The sequence below is a fragment of the Bradyrhizobium zhengyangense genome (genome assembly GCF_022012435.1).
Classification (GTDB): Bacteria; Pseudomonadota; Alphaproteobacteria; order Rhizobiales; family Xanthobacteraceae; genus Bradyrhizobium; species Bradyrhizobium zhengyangense.
On the sequence record NZ_JAKLUA010000005.1, the window covers coordinates 139,742 to 153,748 of the forward strand.

Annotated in this window: 14 protein-coding genes; 3 read left to right on the forward strand and 11 right to left on the reverse strand. The window is 63.8% G+C overall.

The genetic code is table 11. The features are described from left to right. Positions 1–73: 73 nt before the first annotated feature. Positions 74–718, reverse strand: coding sequence for a YqgE/AlgH family protein (locus L6637_RS17740; protein ID WP_237863064.1), 645 nt, complete (start codon positions 716–718; stop codon positions 74–76). Positions 719–860: 142 nt separating this feature from the next. Between L6637_RS17740 and L6637_RS17745 the strand changes: the two genes are divergently transcribed. From L6637_RS17745 to L6637_RS17755, 3 genes are all read left to right on the forward strand, one after another. Beyond that, entirely contained in the window at positions 861–1,700 is an 840-nt protein-coding gene (locus tag L6637_RS17745; protein ID WP_237871639.1) for a protein-disulfide reductase DsbD domain-containing protein, read from the forward strand. Between the two features lie 202 nt (positions 1,701–1,902). After that, positions 1,903–3,270 carry a flippase gene (locus L6637_RS17750; protein ID WP_237863349.1) on the forward strand — a complete coding sequence of 456 codons (1,368 nt, stop codon included), beginning with the start codon at positions 1,903–1,905 and terminating at the stop codon, positions 3,268–3,270. 195 nt (positions 3,271–3,465) lie between these two features. Next, positions 3,466–4,290 carry a sulfite exporter TauE/SafE family protein gene (locus L6637_RS17755; RefSeq protein ID WP_237863066.1) on the forward strand — a complete coding sequence of 275 codons (825 nt, stop codon included), beginning with the start codon at positions 3,466–3,468 and terminating at the stop codon, positions 4,288–4,290. Positions 4,291–4,444: 154 nt separating this feature from the next. Here the strand turns inward: L6637_RS17755 and L6637_RS17760 are convergent, their stop codons facing one another. The 10 genes from L6637_RS17760 to L6637_RS17805 form a co-directional block, all read right to left on the reverse strand. Beyond that, positions 4,445–5,233 carry a 3-hydroxybutyrate dehydrogenase gene (locus tag L6637_RS17760; protein ID WP_237863067.1) on the reverse strand — a complete coding sequence of 263 codons (789 nt, stop codon included), beginning with the start codon at positions 5,231–5,233 and terminating at the stop codon, positions 4,445–4,447. 1 nt (position 5,234) lies between these two features. Beyond that, a complete protein-coding gene (locus L6637_RS17765; protein WP_237863068.1) occupies positions 5,235–6,410 on the reverse strand; it encodes a DUF3734 domain-containing protein in 1,176 nt (391 codons plus the stop codon). 77 nt (positions 6,411–6,487) lie between these two features. Further along, positions 6,488–6,991 carry a CAP domain-containing protein gene (locus L6637_RS17770; protein WP_237863069.1) on the reverse strand — a complete coding sequence of 168 codons (504 nt, stop codon included), beginning with the start codon at positions 6,989–6,991 and terminating at the stop codon, positions 6,488–6,490. A gap of 177 nt (positions 6,992–7,168) precedes the next feature. Continuing rightward, positions 7,169–8,203, reverse strand: a complete 1,035-nt coding sequence (locus L6637_RS17775; RefSeq protein WP_237863070.1) for a sulfate/molybdate ABC transporter ATP-binding protein — start codon at positions 8,201–8,203, stop codon at positions 7,169–7,171. Then, on the reverse strand, positions 8,193–9,104 hold the full coding sequence (gene cysW / locus L6637_RS17780) for a sulfate ABC transporter permease subunit CysW (protein WP_237863071.1): 912 nt from the start codon (positions 9,102–9,104) through the stop codon (positions 8,193–8,195). The genes L6637_RS17775 and cysW overlap by 11 nt, the downstream gene beginning before the upstream one ends. A gap of 10 nt (positions 9,105–9,114) precedes the next feature. After that, positions 9,115–9,951, reverse strand: coding sequence for a sulfate ABC transporter permease subunit CysT (cysT, locus tag L6637_RS17785; RefSeq protein ID WP_338076542.1), 837 nt, complete (start codon positions 9,949–9,951; stop codon positions 9,115–9,117). Between the two features lie 32 nt (positions 9,952–9,983). Continuing rightward, entirely contained in the window at positions 9,984–10,997 is a 1,014-nt protein-coding gene (locus tag L6637_RS17790) for a sulfate ABC transporter substrate-binding protein (RefSeq protein WP_237863072.1), read from the reverse strand. 124 nt (positions 10,998–11,121) lie between these two features. Then, positions 11,122–11,847: a phosphoadenylyl-sulfate reductase gene (locus tag L6637_RS17795; protein WP_237863073.1), complete on the reverse strand. Its 726-nt coding sequence runs from the start codon at positions 11,845–11,847 to the stop codon at positions 11,122–11,124. Beyond that, positions 11,844–12,359 (reverse strand): DUF934 domain-containing protein, encoded by a 516-nt coding sequence (locus L6637_RS17800; protein ID WP_237863074.1) that lies wholly within the window; start codon positions 12,357–12,359, stop codon positions 11,844–11,846. The genes L6637_RS17795 and L6637_RS17800 overlap by 4 nt, the downstream gene beginning before the upstream one ends. After that, positions 12,346–14,001 (reverse strand): nitrite/sulfite reductase, encoded by a 1,656-nt coding sequence (locus L6637_RS17805; protein ID WP_237863075.1) that lies wholly within the window; start codon positions 13,999–14,001, stop codon positions 12,346–12,348. Before L6637_RS17805 ends, L6637_RS17800 begins: the two co-directional genes overlap by 14 nt. Positions 14,002–14,007 lie beyond the last annotated feature (6 nt).

The following is a 14,007-nucleotide window of genomic DNA, read 5'->3' on the forward strand; positions in this document are numbered from 1 at the left end:
GGTGTCATCGCTCGGCTCAAGCCGGGGCATGACAGCGGAAGGTGACACGCGACTGCAAAGTCGCCCCACCCAGCTACGCGTGCCCGGCCTCGTTCGACAGCATGCCGGGATCGATACCGATCTTGCGCAGGGCGCGGCCGTATTTCTCGTCGACGTCGTCGCCGAAGATCAGGTCCGCGTCCGCGTCGCAATGCAGCCAGCCGTTGCTCTGGATCTCGGTCTCGAGCTGGCCAGGCCCCCAGCCGGCGTAACCGAGCGCGAGGATGGCGTGCTTGGGGCCGGAGCCGTTGGCGATCGCGCGGAGAATGTCGACCGTCGCGGTGAGGCAGACGCCGTCATCGATCCGCAGCGTCGCGTTCTCGATATAGAAATCGCTGGAATGCAGCACGAAGCCGCGGCCGGTGTCGACCGGCCCGCCGCGCAGCACCTTCATGCTTTCGGCATTTTCGGGCAGCTTGATGTGCTCGCCCTTCTTGACGATTCCGAGCTGCTCCAAGAGCTCCGGAAAGTCGATGCTGCCCGCGGGATGATTGACGATGATGCCCATCGCGCCTTCGGCGGAATGAGCGCAGAGATAGATCACCGAGCGCTCGAAGCGGGAGTCGCCCATCACCGGCATCGCGATCAGGAGCCGGCCGTCGAGGTAAGCGGCGGAATTGGGGAGCCTGGGGCCTGTGCCGCGGGTGCTTTCGCCCGTCCTCTTGCCTGTGGGAGCCATCGGTGAAGCACTCCGGTTTGAATTCCTATCCTGATGTCGGGCCGCCCTGCTGTCAAATCAAGGCTTGCAGAGATATGATTCGGGTGCATCCATCACAAGCAATTCAATGGTTTGACCAGGGGCGACCCTGTAAAGACGTGCCATGCTGACCAGAGTTCCCCTGCATGCGGCGATTGGCGTCGCAACAACCTTGCTTGCGTCGTCACTGGCGATCGCTGCCCATGCCGACGATGCGTCGCCGTGGCAGCGCGACGGACATTCCGCGGTGCGCCTGCTCGCGGGATCGCGCAGCGGCACGGTGCTGCTCGGCGGTATCGCTGTCCAGCTTGAGCCCGGCTGGAAGACCTACTGGCGCATGCCGGGCGATTCCGGCGTTCCGCCGCGGTTCGACTTCTCCAAGTCAGACAATGTCGAAGCGGTGACCGTGATGTGGCCGGCGCCACTGAAATTCGACGACGACGCGGGCGGTCATTCGATCGGCTATCACGACCAGATCGTGCTGCCCTTGCGTATCGTCGCCAAGGCGGCCGACAAGCCCGTGACGCTGCGCGCCGAGATCAACTACGCGGTCTGCGAAAAGCTTTGCATTCCCGTCGAGGCCAATGTCGAGCTCGGCTTCAACAACGTCGCATCGACTGAAGACGGCAATTTGCGCGCAGCACTCGACGCCGTGCCGAAGCCCGCCAATATCGGCGACCCAAATCCGCTGACCATCCGCGACGTCAAGCGCGACGGGCCAAAGAACGTGGTGGTCGATGTCGTCGCGCCCGAAGGCAGCAAGGTCAATCTGTTCGTGGAAGGGCCGACGCCGGAGTGGTCGCTGCCCATTCCCGATGCGGTCGAACACAGCCCGCCCGGGGTGAAGCGATTTTCCTTCGAGCTCGACGGATTGCCGCCGGGCGTCAAGCCTGATGGCGCGGCGCTGAAATTGACGCTGGTCGGGCCGGACAAATCGTACGAGTTCAATACGAACTTGCAGTGAGGCCGAACTGCCGAAGGCGCGTCAATTGCGCTGCCGGCACTCCACATTCAGCGGTCGTCCCAGACAAGCGCCGTGCAGCGGCGCGCAGGTCCGGGACGACACCGAGGGCGGCGCGACCGCGTTCCCACCCAACCGAATCTTAACGAATGGTTGCTAAGTCCGGAGGCTGCCGCGACATGCGGACGCCTGGGGATTGTTCGACTTGGCCGTGATGGATGCAGAACCCGCAACGACCGGACCGGCCGGCCTGATCGCACGGTTGCGCGGAAAACTGACGGGCGGCTCGAGCGAAGCATCGCTGACGCGGCGGTTGGCCGGCACCATCTTCATCATTCGCGTCATCAGCGCGGGCCTCGCCTATTTTTCGCAGGTGCTGCTGGCGCGCTGGATGGGGACGTCCGACTACGGCATCTATGTCTATGTCTGGACCTGGGTGCTGCTGCTCGGCAGCATGATGGATTTCGGCATCTCCGCTTCCGCGCAAAAGATCATTCCGGAATATCGCGCCAGCGGCGATCACGCGCTGCTGCGCGGCTTTCTGTCCGGCAGCCGCTGGCTGACCTTCGCCGTCTCTGCGCTGGTGTCGCTCGCGCTTGCGGGCATCGTCAAGCTTTTCTCGCCATGGATCGATCCGGCCGAGGAGCTGCCGCTCTATATCGGCTGCATGACGCTGCCGGCCTTCGTCGTCGCCAACACCCAGGACGGCATCGCGCGCTCGCATGACTGGATGCAGCTTGGCCTGATGCCGCAATTCATCATCCGCCAGGCGCTGATCATCGGCATCACGGCGTGCGCCTTCCTGCTCGGCTATCATCTCGGCGCCATCGCCGCGATGGTGGCGAGCGCAGGCGCAGTCTGGATCGCGATGACCGGGCAGATGGTGGTGCTGAACCGCAGGCTCGCCGAGCACATCGCGCCGGGCCCCAAGGCCTACGACATCAGCGGCTGGCTCGCCGTCTCGCTGCCGATTCTCTTGGTCGAGAGTTTTTATTTGCTGCTCTCCTACACCGACGTGCTGGTGCTGCAGCAGTTCCGCCCCTCCGACGAGGTCGGCGTCTACTTTGCCGTGGTGAAGACGCTGGCGCTGGTGTCGTTCATTCACTACGCGATGTCGGCGACGACGGCGCATCGCTTCGCCGAATACAACGCCAGCGGCGACAAGGCGCGCCTGTCAGCCTATGTCGCGCATGCGATCGTCTGGACATTCTGGCCATCGCTGGCGGCAACCATCGTGCTGCTCGCGCTCGGCAAGCCGCTGCTCTGGCTGTTCGGACCACAATTCGTTGTCGGCTACGACATCATGTTCGTCGCGGCCGTCGGCCTCGTGGTGCGCGCCGCGATCGGTCCCGTGGAGCGGCTGCTCAACATGCTGGGCCAGCAGAAGATCTGCGCGCTCGCCTATGCGCTGGCGTTCGTCATGAACGTCGTGCTCTGCATCGCGCTGGTGCCGCGCTTCGGCGGCCACGGCGCCGCGGCCGCGACCTCGATCTCGCTGACCTTCGAGACCGTGCTGCTGTTCTGGATCGTGAGACAGCGGCTGGGGCTGCACGTGCTCGCGTTTGGTAAATAGGTACGACGCACGCCCAGCTGCGCGTTGTTCCGGGGACGACTGTTTCCAGTTGAGCGCGCGAAACAGGCGAAACCTCTCTCCCCAGCCACTCCGCAGCATAATTTTTCTTATTCTGTCCAACAGGTTGCGTCGCGGGGAAAGTTTATCCTACGTCATATTGCCCAACTGACGAGATAAACCTAGATTCTCCCTGACATGATTGATCCGCTCTACGTTGCTTCGGGTTTCGGCGTCGGCCTGCTTGTCGGGTTGACCGGCGTGGGAGGCGGCTCATTGATGACGCCGCTCCTGATCCTGCTGTTCGGCATCCACCCGACCACGGCCGTCGGCACCGACCTGCTCTATGCCGCCGCCACCAAGACCGGCGGCAGCGTGGTGCATGGCTGGTCACGTAGCGTGCATTGGCGTGCGGTGCTGCGGCTGGCCTGCGGCAGCATTCCGGCGAGCGCGCTGACGCTGCTGGTGCTGTGGAAGCTGGATCTTCGCAGCGACGCCGAGCGCAACCTGGTCAATCTGGTGCTGTGCTTCGCGCTGATCCTCACCGCAACATCGCTGATCTTCCGCAAGTCGATCATGGAGCGCTATCGCCGCCGCATGGAACAGCTCGACGAGCGCACCATCACGATCGCGACCGTGATCACGGGAGTCGTGCTCGGCGTGCTGGTCTCGATCTCGTCGGTCGGCGCCGGTGCCGTCGGCGTGACCGTGCTGCTGTTGCTCTACCCGCGCCTGCCGATGGCAACCATCGTCGGCTCCGACATCGCGCATGCGGTGCCGCTGACGCTGGTGGCGGGCATCGGACACTGGATGCTCGGCTCGGTCGACTGGGGTCTGATGGGCGTGCTGCTGCTGGGCTCGCTGCCCGGCATCATCATCGGCAGCTACGGCGCAACGCGCGTGCCCGAAACGGTGCTGCGCGTGGCGCTGGCCAGCGTCCTTGTCGTGGTCGCCAGCAAGATCATGTTCGCGGAGCTCAACCTGCAATCTGCGATCGTAACGGCATTGGCCTGGAGCCATTGAGGCACGAGACCACAGCCCGGTCCCCGGTATCGTAGGGTGGGCAAAGCGAAGCGTGCCCACGACCTTTTTCGTGATCGAGAGAGATGGTGGGCACGGCGCTTTCGCGCCTTTGCCCACCCCACGCTGTGTCGTCTGGGACGACAGAACGCGGCCGTTACTCCGCGGTCCAGCCGCCGTCGATCGACAAATTGGTGCCGGTGATCTGCGCAGCGTCGTCGCTGCACAGGAACAGCGCAAGGGCGGCCACCTGCTCCGAGGTCACGAACTCCTTGGTCGGCTGCGCGTCGAGCAGCACGTCGTTGATGACCTGCTCGCGCGTGAGGTTGCGGGCCTTCATCGTGTCCGGAATCTGCTTCTCCACCAGCGGCGTCCAGACATAGCCGGGGCTGATGCAGTTGCAGGTGATCTTGCTGGTTGCGACCTCCAGCGCCACGGTCTTGGTCAGGCCGGCGATGCCGTGCTTGGCCGACACATAGGCCGACTTGAAGGGCGAAGCGACCAGCGAGTGCGCCGAGGCCGTATTGATGATGCGGCCCCAGCCCTTCTTCTTCATGCCGGGAACGGCGGCGCGGATGGCATGGAAGGCCGAGGACAGGTTGATCGCGATGATCTGGTCCCACTTCTCCGGGGGGAATTCCTCGATCGGCGAGACGAACTGGATGCCGGCATTGTTGACGAGGATATCGACCGAGCCGAACGACTTTTCACCGAGCGCGATCATCCCGGCGATCTCGGCCGGCTTGGTCATGTCGGCGGGCGAGTAGACCGCTTTCACGCCAAAATCGGATTCAATCTTGGTGCGCTCCTTCTCGATGTCCTCGGGCGAGCCGAAGCCGTTGATGACGACATTGGCGCCGGCAGCGGCAAACGCGCGCGCGTAAGCAAGGCCGATGCCGCTGGTCGAACCTGTTACGACGGCGTTCTTGCCTGAGAGAGTACCCATGTTATTCGCTCCTTTTTGGCGGGGGCGCGGTGACGTCCCCCGTGAGATCGTAGGTCACCATGGTCTCGCCGGACTGCGGCTTCTCGAGCCAGTCCTTGTGGCGCATCGACAGATGCACGTCGCGCACGCCGCTTTCCCAGTGCTCGACCATCGCGACATGCGAGAAGTCGTAGTCCTTGGACGAGGATTCGTAGTTCTTGCTGCGATAGATCAGGTGCACCACCGTGACAGTGCTCTCACGAGAGACCTTCGCGAGGAACTCGACGGACGGGTCGTTCTTGAGATAATCGGGCAATTTGGCAATCAGCTCGCGCGCCGCCCTGCGGGCGTTGTGCAACTGCTTGTTCTTGTCGGTGTTCATTCGCGTGCGGCTGGAGAAGCGGATGTCCTTCTCGCGCTCGGTGGCCTCGAGCAGCGAATTCGGCAGGTCGCCGCGGGCGCTGAACAAATCGACCTGGAAGATCAGCATGTCGCGGTCGATTTCAGCATCGAGCACGAAGTCGAGCGGCGTGTTGGAGGCGATGCCGCCGTCCCAATAATGCTCGCCGTCGATCACGACCGACGGAAAGCCCGGCGGCAGCGCGCCTGAGGCCATGATGTGCTCGGGGCCGATGAGCTTGCCGAGCTTCTTGAACTCGTAATTGTCGAAATATTTGAAGTTGCCGGAGGTGACGCCGACGGCGCCGACCGAAAGCCGCGTCTTCAGATCGTTGATGCGGTCGAAGTCGACGAGGCGCTCCAGCGTCTTCTTCAGCGGCGCGGTGTCGTAATAGCTCTCGGCCTGCTTGCTGCCCGGCGGCCAAAGCGGCGCGGGCGGGACTCGCGGAGTGAAAAAGCCGGGCACGCCGAAGGTCGCGATCAGTGCGGCGCTGGTGGAATTGAACAGCTCGCGGCTGTGGTCGCTCTTGCCGATCGGCTTCCACGGCACCGGCGCGGAGACCATCTCCCAGAATTCCTTGAGCCGCTTGACGCGGGTCTGGCCATCATTGCCGGCAATGATGGCGGCATTGACCGCGCCAATCGAGATGCCGGCAACCCATTCGGGCTCGAAGTCGAAATGGCACAGCGCCTGATAGGCGCCGGCCTGATAGGAGCCAAGCGCGCCGCCGCCCTGGAGAACCAGGACGCGCTGCGCCTTCGCGGGGACTGTTGCGACTTCCGGACTATGATCTGTCATTCGGGAACAATAGCAAAAGGCGAGCCACCGTGGCGACAGTCTGTCGCGACGTCAATGCACCCGGGATCAAGTCTGGCTTATCGGGGATCGGTCGATGCCAGGATCATGGTCCAGAACACCTTGTACTTGGTGCCCGGAGCATAGCTCGCCGCGATGCCCAATTTTGTGACACCGCTCTTGAGCATGTTGGCGCGGTGCGGAGGCGAGTCGCGCCAGCCGGAAAACGCTTCGGCCAGCGTATGATAGCCGGCCGAAATGTTCTCGACAGCCACGGTTGCCGGATAGCCGCCGGCATTGAGCCGCTTGGCCAGGGGGGCGCGCACGTCATGGTCCATCTTGTTGGCGGCGGCCATGGCTCCGGACTGGGATTCGGCGAGCCGCATCAATTCGGGGTCGATCTCGACGGCGCCGAGCCCGTTGTTCTGGCGGTATTGCGAGATCATGATCGCGGCGGCCGGCGCATCGAGCTTGGCGCCCGGGACCGACATGTCGGCATACATCGACGGCTGCTGGACCGGCGCTTCATTGCCGGCGCAGCCGGCGAGAAGCAAAGTGAGAAGGATCGCGGCCGCAGCGCGCATGTTCAGGGGCCCCCAAATGAGGGGCCGTTGTTGCATACCAACCGTGGCTGAAAGGTGAATTTTGAGGAAAATCGTATCCATCATTCCGGGGCAGCGCGCAGCGCTGAGCCCGGAATCCTGCTCAATAATCGCGAGATTCCGGGTCTGGTTCTTCGCACCATCCCGGAATGACGGAGCCTAACCCGCAAATATGCGGTAGCGGCGGGGCTCGAGGCCAATAGTGTCGCCGGCCCGCAGTTCCCGGTCACGAGGAGCGTCGATCTCGATGGTCTGGCCGCCCGAGAGCGCGACTTCGGCCCGCTGCACCGGGCCGAAATTGCGGACATGCTGGACCGCGCCCTCGAAGGCGCCGCTACCAGGCGGACCAATGAGCATGTCATGTCGCCGCACGAACAGTCTTGACGCGCCAGGCGCCAGCCCCTCCGCGGCGAGCCGCAGCGGGCGATCGCCGAGCCTGACGACGCCGCCCTCGACCTGGACCGGCAGCTCGATGGATTCGCCGATGAAGCCGTGGACGAAGGCGCTCGCGGGCGTCTCATAGACGTCGTCGGGCGAGCCGATCTGCTCGATCCTGCCCTTGTCCATGACGACGACGCGGTTGGCGACTTCGAGCGCCTCTTCCTGGTCGTGGGTGACGAAGATCGACGTGACGTTGATCTCATGGTGCAGCGAGCGCAGCCATTTGCGCAGTTCTTTCCGCACTTTTGCGTCCAGCGCGCCAAAGGGCTCGTCGAGCAGCAGGATGCGCGGCTCGATCGCGAGCGCGCGGGCAAGCGCGATGCGCTGGCGCTGGCCGCCGGAGAGCTGGCTCGGATAGCGGTCGGCGAGCCAGTCGAGCTGCACGAGATCGAGCAGTTCCTTGACCCGGGCGCGGATCGCCACCTGGTCCTTGCGGATCGCGCGCGGCTGCACGCGGAGGCCAAAGGCGACGTTCTCGAATACGCTCATATGGCGGAACAACGCGTAGTGCTGGAACACAAAGCCGACATGGCGCTCGCGCGCGCCCTGCGCCAGCGCATCCTCGCCGTTGATGACAACCTCACCCGCATCAGGCCAGTCGAGTCCGGCGACGATCCGCAGCAACGTGGTCTTGCCCGAGCCGGACGGCCCGAGCAGTGCCAGCAACTCGCCGCTGTCGACCTTGAGGTCGACACCGTCGAGCGCGGCAAAATTGCCAAACTTCTTGACGAGGTTTTTGACTTCAATGGTCACGGGATTCTTCTCCGTCCTCTAGCCGGCGCTCCAGGATGGTCTTGGCTATCAGCGTGATCAGCGCAAGCATGGCGAGCAGCGAGGCAATCGCAAACGCCGCGACGAATTGATATTCATCGTAGAGAATCTCGACGAGCAGCGGCATGGTGTTGGTCTCGCCGCGGATATGGCCGGAGACGACCGAGACCGCACCAAACTCACCCATCGCGCGCGCATTGCAGAGCAGGACGCCGTAGAGCACGCCCCATTTGATATTGGGCAGCGTGACGCGGAAGAAGGTCTGCAGGCCGGAAGCGCCGAGCGAGATCGCGGCTTCTTCTTCCTGCGTGCCCTGCTCCTGCATCAGGGGGATCAGCGCACGCGCCACGAAGGGGAAGGTCACGAATGTCGTGGCGAGCGCTATACCGGGCACCGCGAACAGGATCTGGATGTCGTGATCCCTCAGCCAGCCGCCGAAATAGCCTTGCGCGCCGAACAACAGCACGAAGACGAGACCGGAGATAACCGGGCTGACCGAAAACGGCAGGTCGATCAGCGTGATCAGGAAGGTTTTGCCGGTGAATTCGAACTTCGCAATCGCCCAGGCCGCAACGAGACCGAAGATGAGATTGACGCTGACCGAGATCGCGGCGACGACCAGCGTCAGCTTGATCGCGGCCAGCGCCTCTGGCTCGGCCAGCGCCGCGGCATAGGCCAAAAGACCTCGCGAGAAGGCTTGCGCGAACACCAGCACCAGCGGCAGCACGACAAAGACGGACAGGAACACGATCGCCAGCGCGATGATGGCGATGCGCACCGCCTGCGGCTCGGTGCGGAGATTGTTGCGCGCGGCCGCGGCACGGGCGCGTGCCTTGGCCTCGGGCGAAGACAGCGAAACGGTATCGGCGATCTGCATCGTCATCGTCCCACCCTCATCGCTCTCCTTCCCGGTGCTGCGCCCAGCGCTGCAACCGGTTGACCGCGAAGATGATGACGAAGGAAACGAGGAGCATGACCACCGCAATCGCGGTCGCATCGGCGTAGCGGAATTCGGAGAGACGGATCACGATCAGCAGCGGCGCGATCTCGGAGACGTTGGGCAGGTTGCCGGCGATGAAGATCACCGACCCGTATTCACCGACCGCGCGCGCGAAGGCGAGCGCGAGCCCCGTGAGCAGCGCCGGCGCGAACGAGGGCAGGATCACGCGGATAATGGTCTGCCAGCGGCTCGCGCCCAGGCTGCCGGCGGCTTCCTCGATCTCGGGGTCGAGATCCTGGAGCACCGGCTGCACGGTACGCACCACGAACGGAATGCCGATGAAGATCATGGCGACGAAGATGCCGAGCGGCGTGAACGCCACCTTGATGCCGAGCGCGGCGAGCGGCGCCCCCAGCCAGCCCTTCTCGGCGAACAGCGTGGTCAGTGCGACGCCGGCGACCGCCGTCGGCAGCGCGAACGGTACGTCGACGATCGCATCGAACAGCCGCCGGCCGGGGAAGCGGTAGCGCACCAGCGCCCAGACGATGATGCTGCCCATCACCAGATTGACGCAGGCCGCCGCGAACGCGAGCCCGAAGGAGATGCGGAGCGCGTTCAAGGTGCGACGACTGGAGAGGATGGCCCAGAACTGGTCGGGACTGAGTTCAGTCGACTTCAAAAACAGGCCGGCAAGCGGAATCAGGATGATGACGGACAGCCAGGTCAGCGTCAGTCCCATCGTGAGACCGAAGCCCGGCAATGTCCGGCGTCGTGCTGCGATTGCGCTCACCAGGCCCCTGTCGCCTCTCCGTCAGCGCCCGATCAGTTCTTGTAGATCTGATCGAAGACGCCGCCGTCGGCGAAATGCTCTTTCTGCGCCTTGGTCCAACCGCCAAAAACGTCGTCGATGGTGAATAGTTCGACCTTGGCGAAAGAATTTTCGTACTTCTTTGCGATCTCGGCATCGCGCGGACGGTAGAAGTTGCGTGCGGCGATCTCCTGCCCTTCCTTGGTGTACCAGTACTGGAGATAGGCATCGGCGACGTCGCGGCTGCCCTTCTTGGCGGCGACTTTGTCGACGATGGCGACCGGCGGCTCGGCGAGGATCGATTGCGGCGGCGCCACGATCTCGAATTTTTCCTGGCCGAATTCCTTCAGCGCGAGATACGCCTCGTTCTCCCAGGCCAGCAGCACGTCGCCGACGCCGCGCTCGACAAAGGTCACGGTGGCGCCGCGCGCGCCGGTGTCGAGCACCGGCACCTGCTGATAGAGCTTCCCGATGAAATCCTTGGCCTTGTCGGCGGAGCCGTATTTCTTCTGCGCAAAGCCCCAGGCGGCAAGATAATTCCAGCGGGCGCCGCCCGAGGTCTTCGGGTTCGGCGTGATGACGGCGACCCCCGGCTTGATCAGATCGTCCCAGTCCTTGATGCCCTTGGGATTGCTCTTACGCACCAGGAACACGATGGTCGAGGTGTAGGGCGATGAATTCTGCGGCAGGCGCTTCTGCCAGTCGGCCGCCGTGAGGCCCTTGCCGGCGATGGCGTCGATGTCATAGGCGAGCGCGAGGGTCACCACATCGGCCTGCAAGCCGTCGATCACCGCCCTCGCCTGCGATCCGCTGCCGCCATGCGACTGCTTGATCTCGACGCTCTTGCCTGTTTCCTTCTGATAGGCGTTCGCGAACGCCTTGTTGAACTCGACATAGAGCTCGCGCGTCGGATCATACGACACGTTCAGAAGATTGATGTCAGCAGCGAGAGCCGCGCTTGCCAAGAAACTTGTAACGAGTCCCGTAACGAGCAGTCCTGCAGCGAGCGGAAAGATACGACGCACCATGTCCATCTCCATTCACTTCGATGACCTCGATGTCAGCGAAGGCATGCAGGCGAAACTCGTGGCGAAACGCTCTCAAGTCAACGGAAGCGGATTTTCTTGTTCGCAAGCCCGCAGCGCGACTGTGCTACGAAGTCTTCGTCGTGTGGATGCCGCATTCTGTCTTGGCCCGGCCGCGCCAGCGACCCGCGCGCTCATCCTCGCCCTCGGCGGTCCTGCTCGTGCAAGGCATACACCCAACCGAGCGAAAACCCGATGCCGCAAGCGGGTGACGCGGCAATTTGGCGCGGACGAAGATCGCCTCGAGTTCCTCGCGCGAGACATTGGCGAACGGGTTGAACTTCAACCGCGCGCCATCGTCCTCGACGACCGGAATATCGGCGCGCGTATTGCCCTGGAAACGCTTGCGACCGTTGAGCCAGGCCGAGAACGGCCTGAGTGCACGCGCGAGCGGCTCGACTTTGCGGATGCGGCAGCAGGCGTCGGGATCGGAGAACCAGAGGTCGCGGTCCGGATCTTCGCGCGTCAGCGTCTCCTCGGCAGGCTTGATCGAACGGACGTCCTTCAAACCCAGCGTTTCGATCAGCGTATCGCGATAGGCCAGCGTCTCCTCGAACAGCCAGCCGGTATCAAGAAAGATCACGGGGATCGCCGGGTCGACGTCCGCCATCACCTTCAGCAGCGTTGCTGATTCCGTACCGAAGGACGACACCAGCGCGAGCTTCTCACGGCCGACCGCTTTCAGCGCGGCCGCGACGACCTCCGCAGGCGAGGCGTCGCGCAAGGCACGATCGAGCTCCGCCGCTGAAGGTAGCGTGGAAACGGACGAGACTTGAGGTGCGATGGCGTTCACGTGCCGACACCCTCGGAGTGACGCAGCTGCATGCGCCGGTGCAGGGCCGTGATACGGCCATCGCCGGTCGGCTGGTAGAACACGGAATAGCGTTTTGCGGTCTGCATGAAGGCTTCCGCATCGGCCTGCTTCTTGACCTCGAAGGAATCGAAGCCGGCGCGCAGCATGAACACGAACTGGTCGCGCAGGATCTGCCCCGTAGCACGCAGCTCCCCGCGATAATTGTAACGCTCGCGCAGCAGCCGGGCCTGGCTGTAGGCGCGCCCGTCACGAAAGGTCGGGAACACCAGGGCAACGGCGGCGATCTTGCCGAGATACGGCACGAGCTCGTCGATGTCGCGGTTGTTCGGCCAGATCACGCCGACCCTGCCGGCGCGCTTCAGCAACGCATCCGCCTCGGCGATGAAACGCTCGGCCGGCACCAGGATGTCGCCGCTCTCGGGCAACGGCGTGTCGACGGCCAGCTTGACGAAACGGTCGTCGGCGATTTTTCCGCCATTAACGAGTGGCATAGACGCGCTCCTTGAAGGGTTCGACGCCGAGCCGCTTCACCGTGTCGATGAACAGCTCTTCGGGCCGCTCGCGCAGCGCAAGATAGGCTTCGACAACGTCTTCGATGACGTCGGCGACCTCGTCGAACTTGACGCCGGGGCCGATCAGATTGCCCAGCGCCGCGCCCTCGTCGGCCCGGCCGCCGATGGTGATCTGGTAGACCTCCTCGCCGTTCTTCTCGACGCCGAGAATGCCGATATGGCCGACATGGTGATGGCCGCAGGCGTTGATGCAGCCGGAGATGTTGATGTGCAGCCGGCCAATCAGATTGGCGAGCTCGTGGTTGGCGAAGCGCCGCGTCAGCTCCTGCGCGATCGGAATCGAGCGCGCATTGGCCAGCGAGCAATAGTCCAGACCCGGGCAGGCGATGATATCGGTGATCAGGTTGACGTTCGGCGTCGCCAGCCCGAGCTTGTCGAGCGCCTTCCACAGCGCCGGCAAATCGCGCTTGGCGACGTGCGGCAGCGCCAAATTCTGTTCGTGGCCGACGCGGATCTCGCCGAAGGAATATTTGTCGGCGAGATCGGCCAGCGCATCCATCTGCTCGGCCGTGGCGTCGCCCGGGGGCTTGCCGATCGGCTTCAGCGAGATGGTGACGATGGAATAGCCCTGCACCTTGTGCGGCGCGACCGAGTTCTTGCGCCACGCCTCGAAGTCGGCGTCCGCCGCGGCCTGACGCAGCTCGTCCGGCATGTGCGGCAGCTTTTCGTAAGCGGGATAGGTGAAGCGCGAGCGGATGTCCTCGATCACCTCGTCGTCGATCTGGAGCGAGGCGTTGCGGATGTGCTGCCACTCCTCCTCGACCTCGCGCGAGAATTTCTCGATGCCGAGCTCGTGCACCAGGATCTTGATGCGGGCCTTGTAGATGTTGTCGCGGCGGCCGTACTGGTTGTAGACGCGCAGGATCGCCTCGATATAGCTGAGGATATCGCGGCCATGCACGAAATGCTTGATGGTCTTGCCGATGAACGGCGTGCGGCCGAGGCCGCCGCCGACGAGCACCTCGAAGCCGGTCTCGCCCTTCTCGTTCTTGATCAGCTTCAGCCCGATGTCGTGGATCTTGATCGCGGCGCGATCGTGGTCCGACGCGGTGATCGCGATCTTGAACTTGCGCGGCAGGAACGAGAATTCCGGATGCAGCGTGGTGTGCTGGCGGATCAGCTCCGACCAGATGCGCGGATCCTCGATCTCGCCGGGTGCGACACCGGCCCACTGGTCCGAGGTGACATTGCGCATGTTGTTGCCGGAGGTCTGCATCGCGTGGATGCCGACCTTGGCGAGATCTTCCAGCGCGTCAGGCAGCTCGGCGAGCTTGATCCAGTTGAACTGGATGTTCTGCCGCGTCGTGAAATGGCCATAGCCGCGGTCATATTTGCGCGCGACATGAGCCAGCGCCCGCAGCTGGTCCGTCGCCAGCGTCCCGTACGGGATCGCGACGCGGAACATGTAGGCGTGCAATTGCAGATAGACGCCGTTCTGGAGGCGCAGGATCTTGAACTCGTCCTCGGTGAGCTCGCCCGAGAGGCGGCGCTTCACCTGGTCGCGGAACTCCGAGACGCGCTCGTTGACGAGCGTGCGGTCGATTTCGTCGTAAGCGTACATCAGCGA

What these genes read in the sequence shown, in the direction of transcription:
- L6637_RS17790 (WP_237863072.1), bottom strand. Translation starts at nt 10,997, where the DNA reads ATGGTGCGTCGTATCTTTCCGCTCGCTGCAGGACTGCTCGTTACGGGA.
- L6637_RS17770 (WP_237863069.1), bottom strand. Translation starts at nt 6,991, where the DNA reads ATGCGCGCTGCGGCCGCGATCCTTCTCACTTTGCTTCTCGCCGGCTGC.
- L6637_RS17800 (WP_237863074.1), bottom strand. Translation starts at nt 12,359, where the DNA reads ATGCCACTCGTTAATGGCGGAAAAATCGCCGACGACCGTTTCGTCAAG.
- L6637_RS17740 (WP_237863064.1), bottom strand. Translation starts at nt 718, where the DNA reads ATGGCTCCCACAGGCAAGAGGACGGGCGAAAGCACCCGCGGCACAGGC.
- L6637_RS17805 (WP_237863075.1), bottom strand. Translation starts at nt 14,001, where the DNA reads ATGTACGCTTACGACGAAATCGACCGCACGCTCGTCAACGAGCGCGTC.
- L6637_RS17755 (WP_237863066.1), top strand. Translation starts at nt 3,466, where the DNA reads ATGATTGATCCGCTCTACGTTGCTTCGGGTTTCGGCGTCGGCCTGCTT.
- L6637_RS17765 (WP_237863068.1), bottom strand. Translation starts at nt 6,410, where the DNA reads ATGACAGATCATAGTCCGGAAGTCGCAACAGTCCCCGCGAAGGCGCAG.
- L6637_RS17745 (WP_237871639.1), top strand. Translation starts at nt 861, where the DNA reads ATGCTGACCAGAGTTCCCCTGCATGCGGCGATTGGCGTCGCAACAACC.
- cysW (WP_237863071.1), bottom strand. Translation starts at nt 9,104, where the DNA reads ATGACGATGCAGATCGCCGATACCGTTTCGCTGTCTTCGCCCGAGGCC.
- L6637_RS17760 (WP_237863067.1), bottom strand. Translation starts at nt 5,233, where the DNA reads ATGGGTACTCTCTCAGGCAAGAACGCCGTCGTAACAGGTTCGACCAGC.